Annotated in this window: 18 protein-coding genes; 11 read left to right on the forward strand and 7 right to left on the reverse strand. The window is 74.6% G+C overall.

What is annotated here, in order from left to right; all coding sequences use genetic code 11:
- Positions 1–8 precede the first annotated feature (8 nt).
- A complete protein-coding gene (locus tag ACZ5NW_RS04155; protein WP_468742145.1) occupies positions 9–3,740 on the reverse strand; it encodes a type I polyketide synthase in 3,732 nt (1,243 codons plus the stop codon).
- 502 nt (positions 3,741–4,242) lie between these two features.
- On the opposite strand from ACZ5NW_RS04155, the gene ACZ5NW_RS04160 reads away from it, so the two are divergent.
- Positions 4,243–6,915 (forward strand): helix-turn-helix transcriptional regulator, encoded by a 2,673-nt coding sequence (locus ACZ5NW_RS04160; RefSeq protein WP_468742146.1) that lies wholly within the window; start codon positions 4,243–4,245, stop codon positions 6,913–6,915.
- Between the two features lie 40 nt (positions 6,916–6,955).
- Here ACZ5NW_RS04160 and ACZ5NW_RS04165 read toward each other — a convergent pair whose 3' ends face one another.
- Both ACZ5NW_RS04165 and ACZ5NW_RS04170 read right to left on the reverse strand, forming a co-directional pair.
- Positions 6,956–7,708 carry a TetR/AcrR family transcriptional regulator gene (locus tag ACZ5NW_RS04165; RefSeq protein WP_468742147.1) on the reverse strand — a complete coding sequence of 251 codons (753 nt, stop codon included), beginning with the start codon at positions 7,706–7,708 and terminating at the stop codon, positions 6,956–6,958.
- 129 nt (positions 7,709–7,837) lie between these two features.
- Positions 7,838–8,710, reverse strand: a complete 873-nt coding sequence (locus ACZ5NW_RS04170; RefSeq protein ID WP_468742148.1) for an alkaline phosphatase family protein — start codon at positions 8,708–8,710, stop codon at positions 7,838–7,840.
- A gap of 148 nt (positions 8,711–8,858) precedes the next feature.
- Here ACZ5NW_RS04170 and ACZ5NW_RS04175 point away from each other — a divergent pair, with 148 nt between their 5' ends.
- From ACZ5NW_RS04175 to ACZ5NW_RS04205, 7 genes are all read left to right on the forward strand, one after another.
- Positions 8,859–10,736, forward strand: a complete 1,878-nt coding sequence (locus ACZ5NW_RS04175) for a glycosyltransferase (RefSeq protein WP_468742149.1) — start codon at positions 8,859–8,861, stop codon at positions 10,734–10,736.
- On the forward strand, positions 10,733–11,101 hold the full coding sequence (locus ACZ5NW_RS04180) for a hypothetical protein (protein ID WP_468742150.1): 369 nt from the start codon (positions 10,733–10,735) through the stop codon (positions 11,099–11,101). The genes ACZ5NW_RS04175 and ACZ5NW_RS04180 overlap by 4 nt, the downstream gene beginning before the upstream one ends.
- A 113-nt stretch (positions 11,102–11,214) precedes the next feature.
- Positions 11,215–11,964, forward strand: a complete 750-nt coding sequence (locus ACZ5NW_RS04185; RefSeq protein ID WP_468742151.1) for a glycosyltransferase family 2 protein — start codon at positions 11,215–11,217, stop codon at positions 11,962–11,964.
- Positions 11,961–13,250 carry a glycosyltransferase family 2 protein gene (locus ACZ5NW_RS04190; RefSeq protein ID WP_468742152.1) on the forward strand — a complete coding sequence of 430 codons (1,290 nt, stop codon included), beginning with the start codon at positions 11,961–11,963 and terminating at the stop codon, positions 13,248–13,250. Before ACZ5NW_RS04185 ends, ACZ5NW_RS04190 begins: the two co-directional genes overlap by 4 nt.
- A 20-nt stretch (positions 13,251–13,270) precedes the next feature.
- Positions 13,271–14,623 (forward strand): lipopolysaccharide biosynthesis protein, encoded by a 1,353-nt coding sequence (locus ACZ5NW_RS04195; RefSeq protein WP_468742153.1) that lies wholly within the window; start codon positions 13,271–13,273, stop codon positions 14,621–14,623.
- Positions 14,620–15,627, forward strand: coding sequence for a glycosyltransferase family 2 protein (locus tag ACZ5NW_RS04200; protein ID WP_468742154.1), 1,008 nt, complete (start codon positions 14,620–14,622; stop codon positions 15,625–15,627). The genes ACZ5NW_RS04195 and ACZ5NW_RS04200 overlap by 4 nt, the downstream gene beginning before the upstream one ends.
- An 11-nt stretch (positions 15,628–15,638) precedes the next feature.
- Entirely contained in the window at positions 15,639–16,535 is an 897-nt protein-coding gene (locus ACZ5NW_RS04205) for a polysaccharide deacetylase family protein (protein ID WP_468742155.1), read from the forward strand.
- On the opposite strand, the gene ACZ5NW_RS04210 is transcribed toward ACZ5NW_RS04205, so the two are convergent.
- The 3 genes from ACZ5NW_RS04210 to ACZ5NW_RS04220 are packed head-to-tail and all read right to left on the reverse strand — an operon-like array spanning position 16,461 to position 19,676.
- Positions 16,461–17,339, reverse strand: a complete 879-nt coding sequence (locus ACZ5NW_RS04210; RefSeq protein ID WP_468742156.1) for a glycoside hydrolase family 16 protein — start codon at positions 17,337–17,339, stop codon at positions 16,461–16,463. The genes ACZ5NW_RS04205 and ACZ5NW_RS04210 overlap by 75 nt on opposite strands.
- A complete protein-coding gene (locus tag ACZ5NW_RS04215; protein ID WP_468742157.1) occupies positions 17,336–18,619 on the reverse strand; it encodes an NAD(P)-binding domain-containing protein in 1,284 nt (427 codons plus the stop codon). Before ACZ5NW_RS04215 ends, ACZ5NW_RS04210 begins: the two co-directional genes overlap by 4 nt.
- A 22-nt stretch (positions 18,620–18,641) precedes the next feature.
- Positions 18,642–19,676, reverse strand: a complete 1,035-nt coding sequence (locus tag ACZ5NW_RS04220) for a phosphotransferase family protein (RefSeq protein WP_468742158.1) — start codon at positions 19,674–19,676, stop codon at positions 18,642–18,644.
- 134 nt (positions 19,677–19,810) lie between these two features.
- Here ACZ5NW_RS04220 and ACZ5NW_RS04225 point away from each other — a divergent pair, with 134 nt between their 5' ends.
- Complete coding sequence (locus ACZ5NW_RS04225) at positions 19,811–21,037, forward strand: carboxylate--amine ligase (protein ID WP_468742159.1); 1,227 nt, start codon at positions 19,811–19,813, stop codon at positions 21,035–21,037.
- A gap of 47 nt (positions 21,038–21,084) precedes the next feature.
- On the opposite strand, the gene ACZ5NW_RS04230 is transcribed toward ACZ5NW_RS04225, so the two are convergent.
- The gene (locus tag ACZ5NW_RS04230) at positions 21,085–21,918 is read right to left on the reverse strand and encodes a class I SAM-dependent methyltransferase (protein ID WP_468742160.1); all 834 of its coding nucleotides are present in this window, start codon (positions 21,916–21,918) and stop codon (positions 21,085–21,087) included.
- A 122-nt stretch (positions 21,919–22,040) separates the two neighbouring features.
- On the opposite strand from ACZ5NW_RS04230, the gene ACZ5NW_RS04235 reads away from it, so the two are divergent.
- A complete protein-coding gene (locus ACZ5NW_RS04235) occupies positions 22,041–23,345 on the forward strand; it encodes a UDP-glucose dehydrogenase family protein (protein WP_468742161.1) in 1,305 nt (434 codons plus the stop codon).
- Between the two features lie 20 nt (positions 23,346–23,365).
- On the forward strand, positions 23,366–24,328 hold the full coding sequence (locus ACZ5NW_RS04240; RefSeq protein WP_468742162.1) for a UDP-glucuronic acid decarboxylase family protein: 963 nt from the start codon (positions 23,366–23,368) through the stop codon (positions 24,326–24,328).
- Position 24,329 lies beyond the last annotated feature (1 nt).

The following is a 24,329-nucleotide window of genomic DNA, read 5'->3' on the forward strand; positions in this document are numbered from 1 at the left end:
CTGGCGGGTTACAGGATGAGTTCTTCGATCGGTCCGGCGGCCTCCGGCTGCTCGTCGCCCGTCACGACGAGGCTCCGGGCGGCGAGGGACCGGCAGACCAGGTCGACGACGTCCGCGACGGTGGTGTCGCCGAGCAGGCGCTGGGGCGGTACGTCCACGAGCAGCCCGGTGCGGAACTGCTCCCTGAGCCGCATCGCCCGCAGCGAGTCCAGGCCGAGATCGCCCAGCCGGCTGCCCGGGAACCCGGCGCGCAGGCTCTCCCGGTCCTCCGCGAGCCCCTCGACCAGGGCGGTCACCCGGGCGAACAGGAGGTCCGTGAGCGCCTCCCGCGCCGCCGGCGGCTCCACGACGGCGAGCCGCGCCAGCTCCTCCACGTCCCACGGCTCGATCTCCGGCTCCCCGGGGCCCGCCTCCTCGCCCAGGTCGGACGCGGCGTACGTCAGCCCTTCGACGGTGACGAGGGGCTCGCCGGTGTCGGTGAAGAGCGCGAGGTGGACCGGGCCGTCCGGGGTGCGGCGCACATGGCACCACAGCCGCCGGGGCAGCTCGCGGTGGACGGTGAGACGGGAGAGGCCCGACGCCAGCCACAGGGCCTCGCCGTCACCGGCGACCAGCGGGAAGGCGGTCAGCAGGCACGTCTCGAACACCACGGGGTGGAGGACGTAGGTGTCGTCGTCGGCGGCGACGGCCGGGTCGGGCTCGACGAGGGTCAGCGCCTCGTCGTCGGCCCGCCAACAGCGGCGGACCGCCTGCCGGAAGGCCGGGCCGCAGGCGATTCCGGCGTCGTCGAGCCGCGCGAACAGCGCCTGCGGATCCGCCTCGGTCATCTCCGAGCGCAGCCGGTCGAGGTCCGCGGGGCCGGGGGCCGGTGCCGTTCCGGCACGGGCCGAGGCGGTGAACCGGAGGGTCCAGCCGCGGTCGCCGCCGCCCGGTTCCGCGCCGGACGCCCGGCCGAATCCCCTCAACCGGCGGACCGCGCCGTGGGCTTCTACCGCCGTCTGCACGATCGCCGTCTGCGCGGCCGCTGTCTGTACGGCCGCCGACTGCGTGGCCGACGGCCGTGGGCCGGACAGGGTGGTCGGCTCACCGAGGACGAGGTCCTCGATCGTCGGGGCGGCGCCGCCGTCGGGGGCCGCGTGGCGCGCGGCGGCCAGGGCCCATTCGGCCACGGCGGCGGGCGGCAGGGCGGGCGCGCCGCGCAACCGGTACTGCGCCACGTACCAGGGGTCCCGTGCCGTCAGCGTACGGGTGAACCGGACCTCGGTCGGGTCGGCGAGGTCGATCGGGCCCCCGAGCAGCGGGTGTACGTGCTCACGCACCACCTCGTCGCCGCCGCGGTCCCGGGTGACCGGCGCGTCGAGCCAGTACCGCCTGCGCTGGAACGGGTAGCCGGGCAGGCGGACCTGGCCGGCGCCCGTGCCGGTGAAGGCGCCCTCCCACGACACCACCGCGCCGGCCGTGTACGCCCTCGCGAGACGGGCCAGCACCTCCTCGGCCGGGCCGGCGGCTCCCGGGTCCAGCTCCAGGCAGGCCGTCGCCCCCTGCGACCGCACCCGGGACAGAAGGTCCCCGGCGTCGGTGCGCAGGAAGTCGCCGGACGCCCAGTGGTCCGGGTGGCCGGGCTCGCCGGCTTCGCCGGGGGCGATGATCGTGATGTCCGGCTTCGCGTACTCGATCCGCTCGGCGGTGGCCCGCAGCCCGTCCTCGTCGCCGTGGTCCCCGGTCTCGTCCGCACGCGCGGCGGCGGCCGCGAGCGCGATGGCGTCGTCCGACGACAGGACGCCGGCGGCATGGGCCGCCGTGATCTCGCCGACGCCCGAGCCGGCGACGAGGTCCGGCTCCACTCCGCAGGACCGCACCAGGCGGTACAGCGCCCACTGGAGGGCGAACACGGCGGCGTGCCGGTACGCCGTCAGCGGCCGGTCGAGCCGCGCCTCCAGACGCGTGCGTACGTCGTCGTACGCCTCGGCGAAGGCGGGGAACCGTTCCGCCATCTCCTGGGCCGGGTCACCGGCACCCGGCTCGCCGTCCGTGGAGCCCGTGAAGACCAGGGCCGTTCGCGCGGGGGCGGCCGCGCCGGTGATCAGACCGGGCGCGTCCTCGCCGCGGGCCAGGGCGGCGAGCGCGGCGCGGTGCTCGTCGACGGAGGTGGCCACGCTGACCGCGCGGTGTCCGAACCCGGCCCTGGTGCGGGCGAGGGACCTGCCGATGTCTGCGGCCGGGGCCGGGTGGGCGGCGACGTGGTCGCCGAGCCGCGCGGCCATGGCCCGCAGCGCCGGTTCGGTCTTCGCCGAGAGCACCCAGGGGGTGACGAGGGCGTCGACGCCGCCCTGCCGCTCGCCGCCCTGCCGCTCGCCGTCCGTCGTGGCCGGCTCCTCCACGATCAGGTGCGCGTTGGTGCCGCTGATGCCGAAGGAGGACACGCCGGCCCGCCGGGGACGCCCCTCGGCCGGCCAGGGAACCGACTCGGTCGTCAGGGCGACCGTGCCGTCGGACCAGTCGACGTAGGCCGACGGCTGGTCGATGTGAAGGGTCCGGGCGTGGAGGCCCGCGCGCATGGACATGACCGTCTTGATCACGCCCGCCACCCCGGACGCGGTCTGGGTGTGGCCGATGTTCGATTTGACCGAGCCCAGCCTCAGGGGCCGGTCGGCGGACCGGTGCTCGCCGTAGGTGGCGATGAGGGCCTCGGCCTCGATGGAGTCACCGAGCGCGGTGCCGGTCCCGTGGCCTTCCACCGCGTCGACCTGGTCTGGGGTGAGCCCGGCGGCCGCCAGCGCCTGCCGGATGACCGCCTCCTGCGCCGAACGGCTCGGCGAGGTCAGCCCGTTCGTCGCGCCGTCCTGGTTGACCGCCGACCCCCGGATCACCGCGAGCACGGGGTGGCCGTGGCGCCGAGCCACGGACAGCCGCTCCAGCACCAGCAGCCCGGCCCCCTCGCCGAACCCCATGCCGTCCGCGGCGGCCGCGAAGGGCTTGCACCGGCCGTCCCCGGCGAGGGCGCCGCGGCGGCCGAACTCGACGATGACGTGGGGTGTGGCCATGATCGTGACGCCGCCGGCCAGCGCGAGTTCGCAGTCGCCGCGCCGCAGCCCCTGGCACGCCAGGTGGATGGCCACCAGGGACGACGAGCAGGCGGTGTCCACGCTGATGGCCGGTCCGCGCAGCCCCAGCACATAGGAGACGCGGCCCGACGTCGTGCTCGGTGTGCCGCCGATGATCAGCTGGTCCTCGACGCCGGCCGGGACCGCCGCCGCTCGCGGTCCGGCGCCGTAGTGGCAGTAGGACACGCCCGCGTAGACGCCGGTCGGTGTCCCGCGCAGGCCGGCCGGATCCAGGCCGGCGTCCTCCACGGCGTTCCACGCGGTCTCCAGGAGCAGCCGCTGCTGCGGGTCCATCGCCAGCGCCTCGTGCTCGCCGATCCCGAAGAACTCGGCGTCGAACCGGTCGGCTCCGGTCACGAAGCCACCCTGGCGGGTGGTTTCGGTGCCGTCGCCGGGCGCGTCGACGTCGCCCCATCCCCGGTCGTCGGGGAACGACGAGATTCCGTCGCCCTCGTCCGCCACGAATCGCCAGAGATCCGCCGCGGAACGCAGATCGGGCGGGAAATGGCAGCCCATGCCCACGATCGCGATGGGCTCGGAATCCCTGAGTTCGGCCTCGTGCAGTCTCCGGGTGGTGCGCTGCAGTTCGCCGGTGGCCTTCTTCAGGTACTGACGCAGCTTTTCTTCATCAGCCATTGACCGTGCGGCTCCCCGTCATTTAAGCAGTGCGTGTGCCCGGGAACGGATAAATATTTCCTCAGTCCAAAGTCCAATTCTCGGCCGAGCCTACTGGGCGGAAGTGATCGCCTGATACCCCACTTTCACCCCTATGCGCACCCCTAATGCGGGCGGACGACGGGTGATAGGGGTTGCTGGGGTAGGGGCGCTCGGCTAGAGATATGGGCACCCGGCCAGGGCTGACGGGGGTCAGGGCGGGCCCGGCCGTGGGGGATGCACCAGGGGTAGTGCATTTTTCATATTCCGTCGGGCTTTGCCCGTGGGTACGCTGACGGCCCAGGTCGCAGCCGTTTATCCACCTGGACTCTCAGCTGAACGTATTGGTTCACGCCGGACGGGGGAATTCCGGTTAATGATGATCACAGCTCGGAACGGCCTTCTGACATCTCATCCACAAGATCGCGTGCATTCATCGGGTTTCCGCGCACCCTGTCCCTGTGTTGCGAGATGGTGAGAAGTGATGGAGAAGCTGGTCGAACGGGACAAGGAAGAGAAGACGCTGGCCCAGGTCTACAGCGAGTGTTCATTGGGCCGCCGATGTCAGATGGTCGCCATCGGCGGCCCACTCGCCAGCGGAAAGACCGCCCTGCTCGACTCCTTCGCGCGCGACGCGGCCGACGCCGGGGCGACGGTCCTCCAGGCCACGGCGTCGAGCTTCGAGCGCGACCAGCCGCTGGGGATCATCGACCAGCTGCTCCGGGGGTGCCGGCTCTCCCGTGACGCGGGCCTGGAGGCGCGCGAGCTGATGGAGAGCCTCTGCGGCGCGGGTCAGCACGGGGAGACCTCCTCGCCGATCCTCGGCCGCCTGCCTGGGGCCTTCGCGTACCTGACCGACAGCCCGCTGCTGGTCATCTGCATCGACGACGCGCACTTCATGGACGTCGAGTCGCTGCTCCTCCTGCTCGCCCTGACCCGCCGGATGGGCAACGCGCCGATCTCCATCGTCCTCACCTACTGCCCGGACATGGGCCGGGACAGCGTCCAGCGCATCCTCCAGGCCGAGTTCCTCAGGATGCCGAACTGCACCCAGCTGGACCTCGAACCGCTCTCCGGGACGGGAGTGGCGACGGTGCTGGAGGAGTACTTCAACCTGGAGACCGCGTGCCGGATCGCCCCCGCGTGCGCCCAGCTCAGCGGCGGCCGGCCGCTGCTGGTGCACGCCCTGGCCGAGGACTACACGTCCGGGCTCGCCGAGTCGCCCACGCGGCGGGAGCCCGTGCCCGGCCCCGTCTTCGGGCGCGCCGTCCTGAGCTGCCTGTACCGGGCCGAGTCCGGCGTGCTGGAGATCGCGCAGGCGATGGCCACCCTGAGGGAGCCCCGGTCGGCGGCCGTCGTCGCCCGCCTGTGCGGCATGGACCCGGAATCCGTTGAGCGGATCGCCGCGTCCCCCGGCGTCGGCGGACTGCTGGAGCACGAGCTGCTCGGACAGCCGAGCGCGCGCGAGGCCGTGCTCGGCAGCATCCCCCGGGAGCAGCGCCAGGCCCTGCGCTCGCGCGCCGCCCGCCTGCTGTGCGAGGCCGCCGACCAGGCCCTCGCCGGCGGAGACCACGAGGCGGCCGTCGGCTACCTCGAACGAGCGCACCGCGAGTGCGCGCAGGGCCGGGAACGGGCCGGTATCGCCGCGAGGCTCGCCGACGTCATGTGGCGCCACGACCCCGGTGCGGTGCGGGACTATCTGCCCGATCTCGTCGCGGCCGCCGAACAGGGCGAACTCTCCGTCCGCCAGTCCGTCCCCGTCGTACGGAGCCTGCTCTGGAACGGCCAGGTGGAGCAGGCGACCCGCGTGATGGCGCGCCTCGCCGACGACTCCCGTCCGCAGCCCGACGCGGACACCGTCCCGTACGCCGAGCGGCTGCGCCTGTGGCTGCCGCTCACGTACCCGGGCATCACGCCCGCCCCGGAGTTCGTGGCCGCCGCCCGTCAGGACGTCGGCCCCGGCGCTCCCGAACACCGGGCCGCGGCCGCGCTCGGCGCGGTCCTGCGGGGCGCCGGCGAGGAGGGCGCCGTGGCCGCCGCCGAACTGGTGCTGCGGGAGGCCCTGGCCGGAGCGGCGAGCCCGGCGTCGTCGCTCGCCTCGCTCACGGTCCTGATCTACTCCGACCACCTCGACAAGGCGTCCGTGTGGTGCGACGCCCTCCTCGCCTCCATGGGGGAGACGTACGGGCTGGTGTGGCACGCCCTGTTCACCTCGGCGCGCGCCGAGATCCACTACCGTCTCGGAGACCTGGCCAACGCCGAGCGGCAGGCCCGCGCAGCGCTCGCGCTGATGCCGCGCGAGAACTGGGGGACGGCCGTCGTCATCCCGCTCTCCCTGCTCGTGCTCACCACCACGGCTACGGGGAACCTGGCGGAGGCCGAGAGCCATCTCGCCTTCCCCGTGCCCAGCGCCGCCTTCGGAACCCTCGGCGGAGTGGTCTACCTCGACGCCCGGGGCCACCACCACCTCGCCTGCGGCCGCCATGACGCCGCTCTCCAGGACTTCCTGGCGGCCGGGCACCTGATGAAGCTGTGGGAGGCCGACTGCCCGTCCGCGGTGCCCTGGCGCGCCCACGCCGCCCGGGCCTACCTCCACCAGGGCCTCGTCGCGCAGGCCCGGCAGCTCCTGACCGAGCAGATGGCGCTGCTCCCCGCCGGCCACCCGCGCGCCCGCGGCCTGACCTACCGCGCCCTGGCGGCCACCCTCCGCCCGGAGGAGCGCCCGCCGACGCTGCTGAAGGCGGCGAACCTCCTCGACCGCTGCGGCGACTCGCTGAACCTGGCGTACACGCTCGCCGACCTGGGCCACGCCTACGAGTCGGCGGGGGACTCCGTGCAGGCCCGCCGCCACGCCCGGATGGCGAGGACGCTGGCGGACCGCTGCGCCGCGCTCCTGCCGGAACCGCCGGCACCGGCGGCCGACGAGGCGGGCTGGGCCGAGTCCCTCGGCGAGAACGACCCGCCCGTGTGCCGGCTCAGCTCGGCGGAGTGGCGGGTGGCGGAACTGGCCGCCCGGGGCTCGACGAACGAGCAGATCGCCCGGAAGCTCTTCATCACGGTCAGCACCGTCGAACAGCACCTCACCCGCGCCTACCGGAAACTCGGCATCCGCCGCCGCACCCAACTGCCGTCGTCCCTGTCCGAACTCGTCCCCTGAGACGCGCACCCCGGCGCCGGCCGGACCCGAAGGCAGGGCGCTAGGCGGCCCCCGGCCCTGCCGGGGCCGACCGGGTGAAGGTGTCCAGCAGGGCGTCCAGGCCGGCCGTCAGAGCCTGCGGGCCGCCGCGTTCGGCGAGGGTGGCCGCGGCCTCGCGCAGCAGGGGCAGTTCCTGGGGCGGCATGCGGTGCAGCCCGAGGCGGAACGCCGGGTCGGGCTCGTCGGGGTTGTCCACCATGGGGCGCAGTTCCACCGAGATGTAGCCGAGCAGCCAGGCCGTGTACGCCTGGAAGGCCGCGGCGATCCGCGCCTCGTCGAGTCCGGCCCGGTCGAGCAGCCCCAGCACCCGCTCATGCGCCCGCAGGACGGCGAGCGGGCGCCGGGCCAGCGGCACCGCGAGCATCCGGGTGGCCATCAGCGGGACCACCTGGGGGTGGCGCAGACAGACCTCGTAGGAGGCCAGGGCGGTGCGGTGCAGCTCGGCGCGCCACAGGGGAACGTCCGCGGGCGGCCGGGCCGCCGGGTCCGGGGGCTCGGCCAGGCGTTTCTCCAGCTCCAGGTAGAGGGCCTCGACCAGGCCGTCCAGGAGCGCGTCCTTGCCGGCGGCGTACCGGTACAGGGCCATGGCCTCGACGCCGAGTTCGGCGCCCAGCCGGCGCATGCTCAGCGCCGACAGCCCCTCGCGGTCGACCAGTTCCAGAGCGGCGGTGAGCACCCGGTCCCGGCTGAGCCTGCCGTACCGGCCCCGGTCGCTGGCCCGCCGCGCCGGCGCGTCCCCCGAGTCACTCGCCATGGCCTGCCTCCCAGCGCCGCCCGACGCGGTCCGACTCGCCCTTACCCCCCGTGTTTACGCCGTAAACGAAAGCCTCCCGGACACCCCCCGAACGGCCCCGCAGGCCCGGGGACGGGGCGCGGCGGGCCCTCACGTGTCGCGCCAGACGTCGAGCGGATCGGCGTCCCTGCTGTGGCCGAGCGGCTTGAGGTCGTACGCGTCGAGCAGCGTGCGCAGCAGCCCGTAGAGATTGTTCGGTTGGTCGTGGTCGCCGGGCCGCACCCGCTCGCCGACGAGGAACGTCGGGATGCGGTTGGCCTGGTCGGCGCGGCCCTCGTCCTCGTCCCAGGTGACCACCAGGAGGCTGTTGTGGGTCATCGCCCAGCCGGCGTACGCGTCGAGGTGCTTCCTCAGCCAGGTGTCGGCCGCGCCGATGCTCCCGTCGTGCATGTCGTGCTCCAGGTCGGGGATGACGAACGACACGGCCGGCAGCCGGGAGAAGTCGCGGGGGAAGGCGGTGAACGGGCGGTTCGCCGAGGCGGGAAGATTGCTGAAGTTCACCCAGGGACTGTGCCGCCGGACGTACGTGCCGCTGCGGCAGCCCGGGTAGCCGACATGCGGCAGGCTCTCGGAGTACCCGGTGAACGTGCGTCCCGCCTGGAGCAGTTGGGTGCCGAGATTGCGGGCCGTCAGGGTGTGCGGGCAGGAGTCGTCGCGGACGCCCTGCGTGGAGCCGGAGAACAGGGCGAGGTAATTGGGCTGGCTGGGGTGGGCGAGGGAGTAGAACTCGGTGAGCGAGGCGCCGCGCCGGGCGAGTTCGTTGAGGTAGGGCGCCTGGGGGTTGCCGACGATCGAGTCGTAGCCGTGGTTCTCCTCGACCACGACGACGATGTGGTCCGGCCGGGGGACGGCGGAATCCGCCGACGAGGCATCCTGGCAGCCAGCCGTGACCAGCAGGGAAGCCAGCACGGACGTCCACGCGGCGAGCGCTCTCGCGGTGCGGCGGCGTCCTGTGCGCGTCACTGGCGGCCTCGCCCTCTTCCTGCCGGGTGCGGCAAACGGCACTAACGTGGCAATGAGTATTACCTTCGCATTCTGACCGGTCTTCCTGCTCCCTGCCTCTGATTCCGGCGCGTCGGCGACGCCGACGCGCACCGAGGGAGACGGCTTGATGGACGAGCGCCAGACCCTGGCGGGCGACCGCGCGGCGCGCTCCCTGCGGGGCGGCGCGCCGCGGGAGACGTCCGCCGAAGGGCCCGACCCGGCACGGCACGGCCGTCCGCCCCCGGACGCCGGTGCCGGTCGGGGGCGGACGGCGCTGCGGTGGTCGTCGCGCGCCCTGCTGCCCCTGGCGCTCGTGCTGTGGCTGCTCTCGCTGCGCCACGTGAACCTGCGCGGGATGCGGGACTTCGGTCTGCTCCAGGTGCTGCCGGTGCTCTTCTGGGCCGCCCTCGCGCTGCTCGCCCTCGGCTTCTGCCTGGCGCTCGCCGACCGGCGCACCGGGCACGGCTGGTTCGCCGGGTACGTCCTGGGGCTGATCGCGGTGATCCACGCGACCCCCACCCTGCTCTACCCGACCCTGCGCTACAGCTGGGCGTGGAAACACGTCGCGGTCGTCGACGCCGTGATCCGCCACAACGGTGACGTGCCGAGCGTCGAGAAGCTCTCGCTCTACAACCAGTGGCCGGTCTTCTTCGAGCTCAACGCGTTCTTCCTGAAGGCGACCGGCATGGAGTCGGCGCTCTCCTACGCCGCCTGGACCCCGCCCGTCCTCAACGCCCTGCTGCTCGGCCCGCTGCTGCTGCTCTACCGCGCGGTGACCCGCGACCGTCGGCTGATCTGGGCGGGCGCGTGGATCTTCTACTCGTGCTCCTGGGTGGGGCAGGACTACTTCGCCCCGCAGGCCTTCGCCTTCCTGCTGTTCGTGACGATGATCGCCCTGGTCGTGGGGCAACTTCCCGGCTCGGCGCGGCATCCACCGCGCCGGGCCCGGCCGGGCAGGTGGACCCCGGGCCTCCTCGGTGCGGTCCTGCTCCTGCAGTTCGCCATCGTCTCCTCGCACCCGCTGACGCCGCTCATGATGATCAGCGCGCTGGTCGCGCTCGCGCTGCCCCGCCGCAACCGGCGCGTGGTGCTGCCCGCCCTGGCCGGCGCGGTGCTGCTGACGCTGCTGTGGGACGTCACCGTCGCCCGGTCCTATCTCGCCTCCAACCTGCACGATTTCCTGGGCGCGCTGCTGCGGGCCGACTCCAACGTGTCCTCCGGGCTCGCCTCGCTGGGCACCGCGGCCCCCGGGCAGGTGGTGGTGTCCTGGGCCGACCGGGCGCTGTCCGCGATGGTTCTGCTGCTGGCGGCCACCGCCTTCGTGGTGCGGCGCTGGACCCGCCGCACCGGCCTTCCGCTGCTCGTCGTGGCCCCGCTGCCACTGCTCGCCGCGAACGCCTACGGCGGCGAGATGATCTTCCGCGCCTATCTCTTCGCGCTGCCCGCCGCGGCCTTCCTCGTCGCCGCCCTGCTCTTCCCGCGTGGCGCGGCCGAGCGCCGGGGAGCCGGGCCGCCGCTGCGGACTCTCGCCCGCTGGCCGGTGCTCGTGATCCTGCTCGCCGGGCTGGTCTTCGGCTACTACGGCAAGGAGGCGGCGAACCAGTTCACCGAGGAGGAGTACTCCGCCGTACGGTTCGTCACGGCCACCGCCCCGCCGGGCTTCCAGCTCGTCACCGTGACCGCGGCCGTGCCCGGCCTGTACGAGGACTACGAGCGGCACTCCCGGATCGAGCTGGACGAGCAGGACATCGCCGACCGGCGCAGGCTGGTCGAGGATCCGGTGCGGGGCCTCATGCCGTTCGTGCGCGGCGCCACCTCGCAGCGGCCCGCGTACGTCGTCCTCAACCGGGCCCAGGCCGCCGACTGCGTCTTCCGGGGCGTCCTGCCCGGCGACATCGTGCGGCGCCTGGACTCCGGACTGGCGCGGACGACGGGCTTCGTGCCCGTGTACCGCAACCGGGACGCCGTGGTCTACCGGTACGCGCGCCCGGAGGAGGGGCCGTGAACGGGCTGCCGCGCGTACCCGGGGCCGGGGCCGTGAGCGGGCCGCGCTGGGCGCTCGCGCTGTCCGGCTGGGTGGCCCTGGCTGCGTCCGCGCTGCCGGCGGGCGGCGTCCCGCGGGTGGCCGTGACGGCCCTCTTCCTGTGTCTGTGCCCCGGGCTGGCCGCCGTCCGCTGGGTCCGGCCCGGCGCGGCCCGCGGCCGGACGGCGGTCCTGGAGGCGGGCGTGCTCACGGTGACGCTCAGCATGTCCCTGGCGGCCGCGGTCGTGGCGGGACTCTTCCTCGGCGGCGTGTTCACCGCGACCCGGGGCCTGCTCGTGCTGGCCGTCCTGACCTCCGCGCTGGCCCTGGTGCCCCGCCGCGGGTGACCCCGTCCGCCCGTATCCACTTGACGTGGTCGACAAATGGGGCGAATGTGTGGATATACGTCGTAAACGTATGGCGTAAGTACGGACGACATAAGCACGCGGAGAACGCGATCATGTACAGCGATCCGAACAGCAACGGCAACGGTGCGGGAAGGCCGCCCGCGCGCGTGAGCCTGGTCGTCCCGGCCCAGAACGAGGCCAGGAACATCCCCTGGGTCTTCGAGCAGATACCGGCCTGCGTGGACGAGGTGATCCTGGTCGACGGCGACTCGATCGACGCGACCGTCACCATGGCCCAGCAGTGCCTCCCCTCGGTCCGTCACGTCCGGCAGAGCGGACCCGGCAAGGGCAACGCCCTGCGCACCGGCTTCCGCGCGGCGACCGGTGACTACGTGGTGATGATCGACGCCGACGGCAGCATGTCGCCCCAGGAGATCCCGCACTATCTGCACTTCCTGGAGAACGGCTACGACTTCGTCAAGGGCTCCCGCTTCGTCGCCGGCGGCGGATCCCTGGACATCACCCACTTCCGGCGGTTGGGCAACCAGGTGCTGCTCGCCGCCGCCAACCGCATCTACCACGCGTCCCTGACCGACCTGTGCTACGGGTTCTGCGCGTTCCGGCGCAGCTTCCTCGACCAACTCGACCTGCACGCCGCCGGATTCGAGATCGAGGCCGAGATGATCGCGCACGCCCTGCGCTCCGGACTGCGCATCGCCGAGGTGCCCAGCCTGGAGCTGCCCCGGCGCAGCGGACGCTCCCATCTGCACGCCATCTCCGACGGGCGCAGGGTCCTGCACACCCTGCTCGCGGAACGGCCGGGCGCCGTGACCTCCGCCCGGCACGAGCGGAGCGCGTCGTGACTGCCGTTCCGGTGCGCTCCGCCACCGTCGGCGTCCCCCTGCCCGTGGCCGACGTCGACCTGGCCCGCCCGAGCGAGTTCCGGCTCCCGGGGGACGAGGGGCCGGTCCTGCTCCAGGGACGGGTCAGGGCCCTCGTACGCCTCCACGGCCTCCCCCTCGGCATGGTCACCGCCACCGCCCCGACCGGCCCCGAGGCCCTGTGGCACGCGGTCGCCGAGACGGCCCTCACCGAACTGGACGAACCGACGGCCTTCACCGAAGTGGAAGCACGGGAAGAAGCGCGGGTGGATCGCGGCGACGGCCGGCTCGCGCGGCCCGCCGCCGGCCCCCTGCCCCTCATCAGCGTCGTCGTCGCCACCCGTGATCGGGTCGAGCGGCTGCGGCGGTGTCTGGGGTCGCTGCTGCGGGCGCGCTATCCCGAGTTCGAGGTCATCGTCGTCGACAACGCCCCCTCCGACACCGCCACCGAGGCCCTCGTGCGGGGCGCCTTCGCCGGGCGGGTCCGCTACGTACGCGAACCCGTGCCCGGGCTGGCCCGCGCCCACAACCGGGGCCTCGCCCGCGCCCGCGGCGCCCTCGTCGCCTTCACGGACGACGACACCCTGGTCGACCCCGACTGGCTGTCCGCCCTCGCCGAGACGTTCGCCCGGGACCCCCGCGTCGGCTGCGTCACCGGGCTGATCGTGCCCGCCGAGCTCCAGACCCCGGCCCAGGCCGTCCTGGAGCGGCACGGCGGCTTCGCCAAGGGGTACCGGGCGCGCACCTGGTCGCTGTCCGACCCGGCGCCGGACCCGCTGTTCCCGTTCGCGGCCGGGCACTTCGGCTCCGGCGCCAACATGGCCTTCCGCACCGACGTCCTGCGCGCCCTCGGCGGCTTCGACCCGGCGACCGGCGCGGGCACCCCGGCGCGGGGCGGCGACGACCTGCTCGCCTTCTTCGAGGTCCTGACGGCCGGTCACACCCTGGCCTACCAGCCCCGCGCCATCGTCTGGCACCACCACCGGCGCACCCAGGACGCCGTGGCCGCCCAGGCGTTCGGCTACGGCGCCGGCCTCGGCGCCTACCTCACCGGCGCCCTGCTCCACCACCCCGGCCGGCTGCCCGCCCTGCTGCGACGCCTGCCCCGGGGCATCCGCTACGCCGCGACCAGGACCCGCGAGCGCACCGACGACCCCGAATGCGGCTGGAACCGCCGCCTCGCCCTCCGGGAACTGCGCGGCCTCGCCTACGGGCCCTGGGGATACCTGCGCGGCCGCCTCGCGCGCGGCGGACGCCGCCCACGGTGAGCGACGGACGAGGTGAGGGCGTGGACCCCCGCTCCATCACCGGCACCGAGGCCACCGGCTCCGAGGCGAGCCCCGCCCGCCGGGTCCGGCGCTCCCTCCCGGCCACCCTGCGCACCGCGACCACCCTGCCCCGCGAACGCCTGCTGCGCACCGGGCATCTGCTCATGGTCAGCTCCGTCGTCAACTCGGGCGTCGGCGCCGTCTTCTGGCTGTGCGCCACCCACTGGTACGACGAGCGGACGGTGGGCCTGAGCTACTCCGCGCTCGCGGCGTCCGTGCTGCTCACCGGCATCGGGCAGCTCAACCTCAACGACTTCCTGGTGCGCTTCGTGCCGACCGCCGGGCGCCACACCCGCCGGCTGGTCCTGTGGTGCTACGCGGTGAGCACCAGCGTCAGCGTGCTGGCCGCCGTGCTGTTCCTCGCGCTGATCCCGCTGGTCGCCCCGAGCCTCCACGTCCTGCTCTCGCCCTTCCCCGGCGGCTGCTTCCTGGTGGCGACCGCCGGATACGCGGTCTTCGTGCTCCAGGACGGCGCCCTCACCGCCGTCGGCCGGCCCGGCTGGGTCGTCGGCGAGAACCTGATCTTCGCCTTCGTCAAGATCCTGCTGCTCGGCCTCGGCGCCTGGCTGGCCCTCACCTACGGGATCCTGTTCGCCTGGGCGGGCGCCCTGGTCGTCTCCCTGGTCGTGGCCAACTCCGTCCTGCTGGGCCAGGCGGTGCCCCGGCACGAACGGGACGCGTCACCGGGCCCGCCACCGCCCCGCATGCTCGGGTACGCGGCCGCCGACTGGTGCGGCTCCCTGTTCCGGACGGCCGCCGAGGCCCTGGTCCCGCTGATCGTGCTGGAGAGCCTCGGCGCCGAGCGCAGCGCCTACTTCGCGCTCGCCTGGAGCATCGCCTACGTGCCCTACCTGCTGGCCCGCAACATGGGAACCTCCCTGATCGTGGAGTCGGTGCGGCGCCCGGAGCAACTCGTCGCCAACGGCCTGCGCGTCCTGCGCCACTCGGCGCTGCTGCTGGCGGGCATCACCGCGGTCCTGCTCGCCGGCGCGCCGTGGATCCTGTCGCTCTTCGGCCCCGGCTACGCGGCCGAGGGCACCGCCCTGCTGCGGCTGCTCGCGCTGTCCGCCGTGCCCAACCTGCTGGTGAGCGTGGCCATCGACGTCGCGCGGGCGCGGCGCCGGCTGCGCTGGGCGGTCGCCCTCCAAGCGGCGCTGTGCGCGCTGGTGCTCACCCTGACCGTGGTGCTGGTGCCGCGGCTCGGCGTCAGCGGCGCGGGCGTCGCCTGGCTCGTCGCCCAGTGCCTGCTGGCCGTCTTCCTGCTGGCGTGCCGGTCGCGCTGGCTCGTCCCGGCACCCCGGAGGTCGTCATGAACCACGCCGGATCCGGCGCGTCCGCCGAGCCCGTCCTGTCGGTCGTCGTCTGCGCCTACACCCTCGACCGGTGGCCCGACCTGCGGGCCGCGATCGCCTCGGTGCTGTCCCAGGAGCGGCCCGCCGACGAGGTCGTCCTGGTCGTCGACCACAACCCGGAACTGCTCGCCCGCGCCGCCCGGGAGCTGCCCGGGGTGCGGGTGGTGCCCAACCGGCACCGGCGCGGCCTGTCCGGCGGGCGCAACACCGGCGTGGCGGTGTCGCACGGGGACGTGGTGGCCTTCCTCGACGACGACGCCGTGGCCCGGCCCGGCTGGACCGCCCGGCTGCTGGCGCCCTACGCCGACCCACGCGTGGCGGGCGTCGGCGGGCTCGTGCGGCCGCACTGGGTCACCGGACGGCCGGTGTGGTTCCCACCCGAGTTCGACTGGGTCGTCGGCTGCTCCTTCCACGGGCAGCCCGAACGGGCCGTCCCGGTGCGCAACTTCATCGGCGCCAACATGTCCTTCCGCCGCACCGCCCTGCTGGCCGTCGGCGGCTTCCTCGACGCCCTCGGCCGCGTCGGCGCCCGCCCGGCGGCCAGCTGCGACGAGACCGACCTGTGTCTGCGCCTCGCCGCCCGCGACCCGCACGCCGTCCTGCTGTACGAGCCCGCGGCGGCGGTGGACCACCGGGTGCCCGAGGACCGGACGCGCTGGTCCTACTTCCGCAACCGCTGCTACATCGAGGGGCTGTCCAAGGCCGTGGTGGCCCGGCGCAGCGGCAGCGGACCGGCGCTCGCCAGCGAGCGGGCCTATCTGCGCTCCACCGTCCCCCGGGCCCTCGTCCGCGAACTGGGCCGCACCGGACGGCCCGGCGCCCTGCGCGCGGCCGCCGCGCTGTGCGCGGGGGTGGGCGCCACCGTCACCGGCTACGCCGTCGGCCGGATCCGGCCGCTGGAGGGCGGCGGGAGTCCGCGAACGGGGCCCGTGGTCCCGGTACCCCCCGCACGGGCGGCGGTGTGACCGTGCGGGCCGTGCCGGTCTTCCTCTATCACGCGGTGTGCGACGACCCGCCCGGCTGGCTCGCGCCCTACGCGGTGAGTCCGCGCGTCTTCGCCGGCCATCTCGACATCATCGAGGAGAGCGGGCTGCGGGTGGTCCCGCTGCGGCGCCTGGTCGCCGCGCTGCACGGCGGCCCGCCGCTGCCGCCCCGCTGCGCGGTGCTGACCTTCGACGACGGGTACGCGGACTTCGCCGCCACGGTCGTCCCGCTGCTCGCCGCGCGCGGCCTGCCCGCCACCCTGTACGTCACCACCGGCGCCCTGGGCGGGTCGGCGGGACCCTTCCCGGGGGCCGCGACCCTCACCTGGGCGCAGGTGCGGGACCTGGACGCGGCGGGCATCGAGATCGGCGGGCACACCCGCACCCACCCCCAACTGGACACCCTGCCCCGGGCGTCGGTCCGGGAGGAGGTCGGCGGCTGCAAGCGGGAGATCGAGGACGCCCTGGGGCACGCCGTGGTCTCCTTCGCCTACCCGCACGGCTACTCCAGCCGCACCGTCCGCGCGCTGGTCGAGGAGGCCGGCTGGACCTCGGCGGCCGCCGTACGGGGGCCGTACGCGTTCAGCTCGGCGCGGGACCATCCGCTGTGGTTCGCCCGGCTGATGGTGACGGCCGACATCGGCCCGGACCGCTTCGGCCAGTGGGTGCTGGGGGCGGGCGCGCCGGTGGCGCCGTTCGCCGAGAGCCTGCGCACGCGGGCCTGGCGGACCTACCGCAGGGCACGGGCGGTCGCCGGACGGGTCGTACCGGGCCCGGTCCGTCCGACCCGCGTCGAGCCGGCCGGACCGCGCTCGTCAGCGCTGCCAGACCCGCACCCAGTCGACGAGCATCCGCGCCGAGTCGACCCCGGGCGGTGGATGGCTGGGTGAGCCGACGGCCAGATCGAGGATGACCTCCATGGCGACGTCGGGGATCCGCGCCGGATCGGTCACCCGGAAGCGTTCGACGCCGTCGACGTACCAGACGAGCCGGTCCGGCTCCCACAGCACCGCGAAGACGTGGTAGCCGGAGGGGAACCCGCTCGCGGTGTAGGTGCCCTTCTCCTGGTGCCGGACGCCGTCCGCGTCCTGCCAGTGGACGTACATGGACAGGTCGCGCGTGCTGCCGATGAACTCCATGATGTCGATCTCGGGCGGGGTGAAGCGCGACGCGGGCATCATCCAGAACTGGGGCAGCATCCCCTGCTCGGAGGGGATGCGGACGGCCGCGGCGACATAGCCGTAGGTGAACGTCCGGCGCGGCGGCTCGGCGTACCAGTTGTCGCGGCCCGTGGAGACCATGCCGGAGACCCATGGATACGTCCGCCCGTCGGAGCCGACGGCGGGCCGGCGGGTCGCCGTGAGCGTCAGCGCGTCGGTCACGGAGACCTGGCCGGGCCGGTACCACTCCAGTTCGTTGTTGCTGCTGATGGTGCAGCCGCCGTCGTTCCAGTCGTAGCACGTGGTCCAGTGGTCCCGGTCGAGGCGGCCCTGCTCGAACTCGTCGCGGAAGACGAGCCGCCAGTCGCCCGGCACGGGCGGGCGCGCGTACGGGTCGGGCCGGTCGGCGAAGGAGGGGGCGGTCGGAGCCGCCGGGCCGGCGGGGGACGGCGCGGCGAGCCGCACCGAGCCGATGCCGCCGCAGGCGACCAGCACGACCATCAGCGCTCCCAGAGCCGCCCCGCGTACGGTCATCGTGCCGTCCGGGTTCCCGCCGCGACCGAGCGGGCGAGCCGGCGCGCGGCGAATCCGGTGCCGGCGACGAACCGCAGCACGGGCCCGAAGGTGGGCGCCGCGGCCAGTCCCGTGAAGTACAGGCCCGGCACGCTGGACTCGAAACCGGGCGAGAGCCGGGGCGCCCCGCCGGACGTGCGCACCGCGTCGCGGAGTTCCGGTGCCAGCAGCCCGAGCCGGTCGATGTCCACCCGGTATCCGGTGGCCAGCAGCAGATGGTCGGCGCGCAGGGTCTCCCGCCGCCCGTCGGCGTCTGCCAGATCCAGGCGCACTCCGCCGTCTCCGCCGTCATCGGTCCCGACATCGAGCACCGTGCGGCCGCACAGCACCGGGAAGCGGCCCTCCACGCGGTGCCGCAGCCACCAGCCGCCGGACGGGCCGAGCACGCTGTGCAGCAGCCGCGTGCGCACGCTCTCCGGCAGGTGCCGGAAGGCCGCGCCGCCCCGCGCGCACGCCAGCAGCGACCAGCCGGGGCCGAGGGCCGAACCGGGCTTGACGAGCCGTACGGCGCGGGGCCGTTCGGCCGGGTGGTCGGTGACCGGCGGATCGCCGAAGGCGACGGCCGGGGCCCGGGCGAGGACCACCGGCCGGGCCCCGGCCTCGTGCAGCAGCGCCGCGCTCTCCAGCGCCGACTGCCCCGCCCCGAGGACGGCGACGCGCTGCCCCGCGAACCGGCCCAGGTCGCGGTGGCGGCAGGTGTGGGAGACCAGCTCCGCCGGGAACGGCCCGCCCAGCTCGGGCGGTTCGTGGGCGAACGGCACCTGCCCGGTGGCCATGACCACGCTGCGGGCCGGGAACTCCTCGCCGTCGTCCAGGGTGACGGCGAACCCGCCGTCCAGCGGGCGGACCGCCCGCACCCCGCGCCGCTCCAACTCGGGCACGCGGCGCTCCTGGAACCACCGCCCGTAGGCGATGAACTCGTCCACGGGGATCGGATAGGTGTCGCCGACCGGACCGAGCCCCCGGGCGGCGCGGTAGTCCGCCAGACCGTAGCCGGGCTCGGGCGCGGAGATGCAGGACGCGGTCGGCACAGACTTCAGGCACATGCCCTCGGGCATATGGGTGTGCCAGCACTCCATGGGATCGCCGAAGACCCGGCGGGGCACTCCGGCGGCGGCCAGCCAGGCGGCCGTGGCGAGGCCGTAGGGGCCGGCCCCTACGACGACGGTGGGCGCCTGCCGGGAGGCGGCCGCGGTGGCGGTCCGCCGGTGCGTGGGGGCGGAACGGATGTGGATGGCCATGGTCACTCCCTCCTCGGGGCGGTCACGGCGCGTCGCCGGCCCAGCGGGCGCACTCGCGCAGGACCGGGGCGACCGTGTGGGTGAGCCACCCGCGGCTGTGGCCGAACTTCGGTGATTTGTGGAGATTGCCCGTCACATGCCACAGCCACGTCAGCAGGACGAGCGCCAACGGGTCGCCGAGGTCGCGGTCCGGGTCCAGGCCGGCCGCCGCCAGCACGGCGCGGTCGGCGTCCGACAGGCCGTGGCGCAGCGCCTCGGCGGCCAGCTCGCCCAGCGGGCGGCCGGTGAGCAGATGGCGCAGGGCCAGGACGTAGGTGCAGGCGTCGATCTCGCAGGGGCCCTCGGCGCGGGCGCCGCCCCAGTCGATGACTCCGGTGACCCGGGGCGGTTCGCCGGACAGCAGCACATTGCCCGGGTGGTAGTCGCCGTGCGTCCAGCCCTCGGTCAGCACCGCCCCGCGCAGCGCCGCGTCCAGCCGGCGGCGCAGCGCCGCGAAGTCCGCACGGTGGACGCCGTAGCCGTCGATGCCGGCGGTGAGCGCCGCCAGCCGTGGGGTGACCCACGACCCGGCGCGCTCGACCGCCGGCCGGCGCCGGCCGGTCGCCGCCCGCAGCTCGGCCCACAGGGCGAGCGCGAGCGTGGCGGCGCGCGGAGGGTCGCCGCCGCCGGGGAACCGTTCCGCCGGGATGCCGGAGAGCCGGTGCTGCGCGAGCGTCCCCGGGGGGACAGGCACCGGCAGCACCCGGGGGAACAGCGGGAGCCAGGGGGCCAGGCGGGGGTCGGTCACCAGGGCCCCCAGGACCGCCCGCTCCTCGGCGACGACGACGGCGAGATGCTCGGTGCGCGGGTGCTTGACCACCATGTCCACGCCGCCGCACCGCGCCTCGAACACCAGCAGGCCCCCTTGGAGCCGCGAGGGGCGCGGGACGACGGTGAGGGCGCAGGGCCCGGCGGCGCGCATCAGCCGCCGGGCGCGGAACCGGTCGTCGAGCCCGGCCAGCGCGCGAGGGAAGAACAGGGGGAGCAGCCCGGCCAGTCGGGCCGGGGCTCCGGACACCCTCCTCCGGGACCGGCCCGGGACGGGCCGGGCGCGAGCGGTGGCCGCCGCGCTCGCGATAATGGATTCGGGCGATATGCCGGTCTTCATCTCCGGCACCTCCCCGGGTCCCTGTCCTGCGGCGGGAAAGGCGGGTGGTCCCCTTGCGCGGCGACCAGGTGCCCGCGCTGCTCGCGAGGATCGGCAGCTATCCACAGCACCACGGTTCGCTCGGCGTGGCCCGCACCCTCGGCCGCCTGGGCGTCCCCGTGCACGCCGTCGTGGAGGACCGCCTCACCCCGCTCGCGGTCTCCCGGCACGTGGCGCGCCGGGTCGTCTGGCCGACGAGCGGCCGCGAGCCCCCCGAGCGGCTCGCGGACGGCCTGCTGGCGATCGGCAGGGCGATCGGCCGCAGGAGCGTGGCGGTGCCGACGGACGACGAGGCGGCCATCGTCCTGGCCGAACACGCCGACCGCCTGGCGGAGTGCTTCCTGCTGCCCCCGGTGCCGCCCGGGCTGCCCCGTCTGCTGGCGGGCAAGGCGAGCGTGCACGAGATCTGCGTGCGGGCCGGGGTGCCCTCGCCGCGCTCGTACGTGCCGGCGGACCGGGACGAGATGCTCGACGCGGGCCGGGCGCTGGGCTATCCGCTGGTCGTGAAGAACCTGGAGGCGTTCGGCAGGCTGCGCACCCCGGCCGTGCCCGGCTCCACCGTCGAGGTCCGCGACGAACGCGAGCTGCTCGACCGCTTCCCGGGCCGCGCGCCCCCGCCGCTGCTGATGCAGGAGTACATCCCGCGCGGGCAGGCGGAGGACTGGATCACCCACCTGTACTGCGGCGCGGGCGGGGTGCCGAGGGCCCTGTTCACCGGTCTGAAGCTGCGCTCCTGGCCGCCGTACGCGGGCGCCACCACCCGCGCCGTCGGCCTCTACAACCCGGAACTGGCCCGTCTCGCGGAGCGGTTGTGCCGCCGGATCGGCTACTGCGGGGTGGCGGACCTGGACTGGCGCTACGACCGCCGGGACGGCCGCTACAAGCTGGTGGACTTCAATCCCCGCACGGGGGCCCAGTTCCGGCTCTTCGAGAACGTCCACGGCGTCGACGTCGTCCGCGCCCTGTACCTGGATCTCACCGGCCGGGACGTCCCGCAGGGTCCGCAGGCGGAGGGGCGGGTCTTCGTCGTGGGTCAGCTGGACCTTCCCTCGGCGGCGGCCTGGCTGCGGACCGAGGGCCGGCTGCCGCGGGACCTGCTGTACGAGCGCCCCACCGAGCGGGCCTGGCTGTGCCGTGACGACCCGCTGCCCGCGCTGGTCGAGGGGATCCGGTTCGGCGGTCTGGTGGCCCGCCGGCTGGCCCGGTCGGCCCGCGCGCGGATCGCCGGCTGAGGTCCGCCCCCGGCGCGGCCGACGGGCGGTGGCCGGCGCGGCCCCGGTCATGGCCGGGCCGCCGCATGTGCCGCGGGCTGGGTGCCCACGATGCCGAACAGGCCCTCGCCGTCGTCGGAGCGGCAGACCAGGGTGCGGGCCCAGGGGGTGGCGCCGGTCCAGCCGGCGAAGCCCTGGTGGGTGCTGATGTCGTCCACGAACATCAGCCCGCTGGGGGACAGCACGGCCCCGACGCGGTCCATCTCGAAGCGCGTGTTGCGGGCCGTGTGCAGGCTGTCGTGGACGAAGACGTCCACCCGGCGCAGTTCGCGCAGCAGGCCCGGCAGCCGCCGTCTGCTGGAGCCCTCGACGTAGGTCCAGCGCGGCCGCAGCCGGGCGGGCACCGCGACGCCCGTCTCGGCGCGCAGGGCGGCCTCGAAGGGGTGCGGGAGGTCCACGCTGAACAGCCGGCCGTCGCCGTTGCGCTCCAGCGCCTCCAGGATCACGCGGCTGGTGATGCCCCGCGCCACGCCCGTCTCGACCACCACGCGGGGGTGGGTGTGGCGCACCGCGCACCACACCGCCCGGCCCAGCGCGGCGTCGGCGTCGCTGTACTGGCCGTAGGTGTGCCGTCCGACGGCGAAGCCGCGCTCCGACAGCTCCGCGGTCACGGTGTCCCACAGCCGCTGCCCGTTGTGGCTCTCCACGCAGGGCCACGGGACCTCGATCCACGCGTGCAGCCGCTCCTCCCAGCGGTCCTCGACGCGCTGTGCGACCGGGTGCTCGAAGTAGCTCGCGACGCCCTCCGGTACGAGGCGCGCCGCCTCCCGTGGATCGGTGGCGAATGCCCCGGCGAGGTGTCGCAGGCGCCTCGCGGTCTCTGCGCGGAACGGATTCTCCATGGCCGACTGCTCCTGCCTGGCCCCGTGTTGACCCTGGCTCCCCCTGGGTTGATTATGTACGTATACGCCGTAAATATACCAGTTCAATGGGATCCACGTCATGCGGAACGAGGGTGAGCGGGATGCGTCTGACGGTCTTGGGCACCGGGTACGTCGGGGCGGTGCACGCCGCCTGTATGGCCGACCTCGGCCACGAGGTCCTCGGGGTGGACCTCGACGGGGAGCGCGTCGCCGCCCTCGCGGCGGGACGGCCCCCGTTCTACGAGCCGGGCCTGGGCGCCCTGCTGCGGCGCGTGGTGGACAGCGGCCGGCTGCGGTTCAGCACCGCGCCCACCGACGCCGCCGCCTTCGCCGACACCCACTTCCTGTGCGTCGGCACCCCGCAGCGCCCCGGCACCGGGGCCGCCGACCTCACGCACGTCGAGGCCGCCGTCGACGGCCTCGCCCCGCATCTGCGCCCCGGCGCCCTGCTCGTCGGCAAGTCCACCGTCCCGGTCGGCACCGCCGAGCGGCTGGCCGTACGGCTGCGGGGAGCGGCGGACGTCGCCTGGAACCCGGAGTTCCTGCGCGAGGGCTGCGCGGTCCAGGACACCCTGCGTCCCGAGCGGATCGTGGCCGGGGTGCGTTCCCCCCGCGCGCGGGCCCGGCTGCGCGAGCTCTACGCCCCCCTGCTGCGCGAGGGCACCCCGTTCATCGTCACCGACCCGGCCACCGCCGAACTGGTCAAGCTGGCCTCGAACTCCTTCCTCGCCACCAAGGTCTCCTTCATCAACGCCATGGCCGAGATCTGCGACGCCACCGGCGCCGACGTCCTCACCCTCGCCGAGGCCCTGGGCGCCGACCCGCGCATCGGCCCCCGCTTCCTCGCCCCCGGCGCCGGATTCGGCGGCAGCTGCCTGCCCAAGGACATCCGCGGCTTCGCCGCGCGCGCCGAGGAACTCGGTCTCGGCGAGTCCGTGGCCTTCCTGCGCCAGGTCGACGCGATCAACACCCGCCAGCGCCGCCGGATCGTCGGCCTCGCCGAACGGATCGCCGGCGGCACCCTCGACGGACGGCACGTGGCCGTCCTCGGGGCCGCCTTCAAACCCCTCAGCGACGACGTGCGCGACTCGCCCGCCCTCGCCGTCGCGGACCTCGCGCACGGCCTCGGCGCCCGCGTCCGGGTCCACGACCCGGAGGCCATCGACAACGCCCGCGTCACCCACCCCGCCCTCCAGTACGCCCCGGACGTGACCAAGGTGTGCGAGGAGGCGGACGTGGTGCTGCACCTCACCGAGTGGCCGCAGTACCGGGAACTCGACCCCGCCGCCCTGGCGGCCGTCGTGCGCGTGCCGGCCCTCGTCGACGCCCGCAACACCCTCGATCCCAGCGTCTGGCGCGCCGCCGGCTGGACGCTGTGCGCACCGGGCCGGCCCCGGCTCGGCTGAGAAGGCGGCGAGGAGGAGCCATGCGTGTGGTGGTGTCCGGCGGAAGCGGCTTCCTCGGCTCCCATCTGTGCGAAACCCTGCTCGGCCGGGGGGATGCCGTCCACTGTCTGGACGACTTCTCCACCGGCCGGATCGGCAACATCGCCCATCTGCTCGGCGCTCCCGGCTTCGCCTGCGTCACCTGCGACGTCACCGAGTCCCCGCCCGCCGTCGACGCCGTCGACGCCGTCGTCCATCTGGCCAGCGCCGCCTCACCGGTGGACTACGCGCGCCGCCCGCTGCAGACCCTCGCCGCCGGCAGCCGCGGCACGGAGAACCTGCTCCGGCTCGCGCTCCACCACGGGGCCCGCTTCGTCCTGGCCTCCACCAGCGAGGTCTACGGCGACCCGCTCGTCCACCCGCAGCGGGAGGACTACTGGGGCCACGTCAACCCCGTCGGCCCGCGCAGCGTCTACGACGAGGCCAAGCGCTACGCCGAGGCCCTCACCTCCGCCTACCGGCGCAGCCGGGGCGTGGACACGGGCATCGTGCGGATCTTCAACACCTACGGCCCCCGGATGCGCCCCGGCGACGGCCGCGTGGTGTCCACCTTCGTCCACCAGGCCCTGCGCGGCGAACCGCTCACCGTCCACGGAGACGGCGGCCAGACCCGCAGCTTCTGCTACGTCGACGACCTCGTCCGCGGACTCGTCGCCATGGTCGACTCCCCGCTGCCCGGACCCGTCAACCTGGGCAACCCCGTCGAGCGCACGGTCCGTGAACTCGCCGAACTGGTCCTGGAGGTGACGGGCTCGTCCAGCGCGCTGCGCTTCCTGCCGCTGCCCGTCGACGATCCCGCGCGGCGGCGCCCCGACATCACCCGCGCCCGCGAACTGCTCGGCTGGCAGCCCGCGGTGCCGCTCCCGGAAGGGGTGCGCCGCACGGTCGACTGGTTCGGCGGCCGCACGGCGGGCCGGGTCCCGGTCGCGGGGCGATCCGCGTGAC

It is taken from the genome of Streptomyces sp. NPDC032126, from assembly GCF_055580085.1.

What these genes read in the sequence shown, in the direction of transcription:
- ACZ5NW_RS04155 (WP_468742145.1), bottom strand. Translation starts at nt 3,740, where the DNA reads ATGGCTGATGAAGAAAAGCTGCGTCAGTACCTGAAGAAGGCCACCGGC.
- ACZ5NW_RS04160 (WP_468742146.1), top strand. Translation starts at nt 4,243, where the DNA reads ATGGAGAAGCTGGTCGAACGGGACAAGGAAGAGAAGACGCTGGCCCAG.
- ACZ5NW_RS04165 (WP_468742147.1), bottom strand. Translation starts at nt 7,708, where the DNA reads ATGGCGAGTGACTCGGGGGACGCGCCGGCGCGGCGGGCCAGCGACCGG.
- ACZ5NW_RS04175 (WP_468742149.1), top strand. Translation starts at nt 8,859, where the DNA reads ATGGACGAGCGCCAGACCCTGGCGGGCGACCGCGCGGCGCGCTCCCTG.
- ACZ5NW_RS04185 (WP_468742151.1), top strand. Translation starts at nt 11,215, where the DNA reads ATGTACAGCGATCCGAACAGCAACGGCAACGGTGCGGGAAGGCCGCCC.
- ACZ5NW_RS04200 (WP_468742154.1), top strand. Translation starts at nt 14,620, where the DNA reads ATGAACCACGCCGGATCCGGCGCGTCCGCCGAGCCCGTCCTGTCGGTC.
- ACZ5NW_RS04210 (WP_468742156.1), bottom strand. Translation starts at nt 17,339, where the DNA reads ATGACCGTACGCGGGGCGGCTCTGGGAGCGCTGATGGTCGTGCTGGTC.
- ACZ5NW_RS04215 (WP_468742157.1), bottom strand. Translation starts at nt 18,619, where the DNA reads ATGGCCATCCACATCCGTTCCGCCCCCACGCACCGGCGGACCGCCACC.
- ACZ5NW_RS04230 (WP_468742160.1), bottom strand. Translation starts at nt 21,918, where the DNA reads ATGGAGAATCCGTTCCGCGCAGAGACCGCGAGGCGCCTGCGACACCTC.
- ACZ5NW_RS04235 (WP_468742161.1), top strand. Translation starts at nt 22,041, where the DNA reads ATGCGTCTGACGGTCTTGGGCACCGGGTACGTCGGGGCGGTGCACGCC.
- ACZ5NW_RS04240 (WP_468742162.1), top strand. Translation starts at nt 23,366, where the DNA reads ATGCGTGTGGTGGTGTCCGGCGGAAGCGGCTTCCTCGGCTCCCATCTG.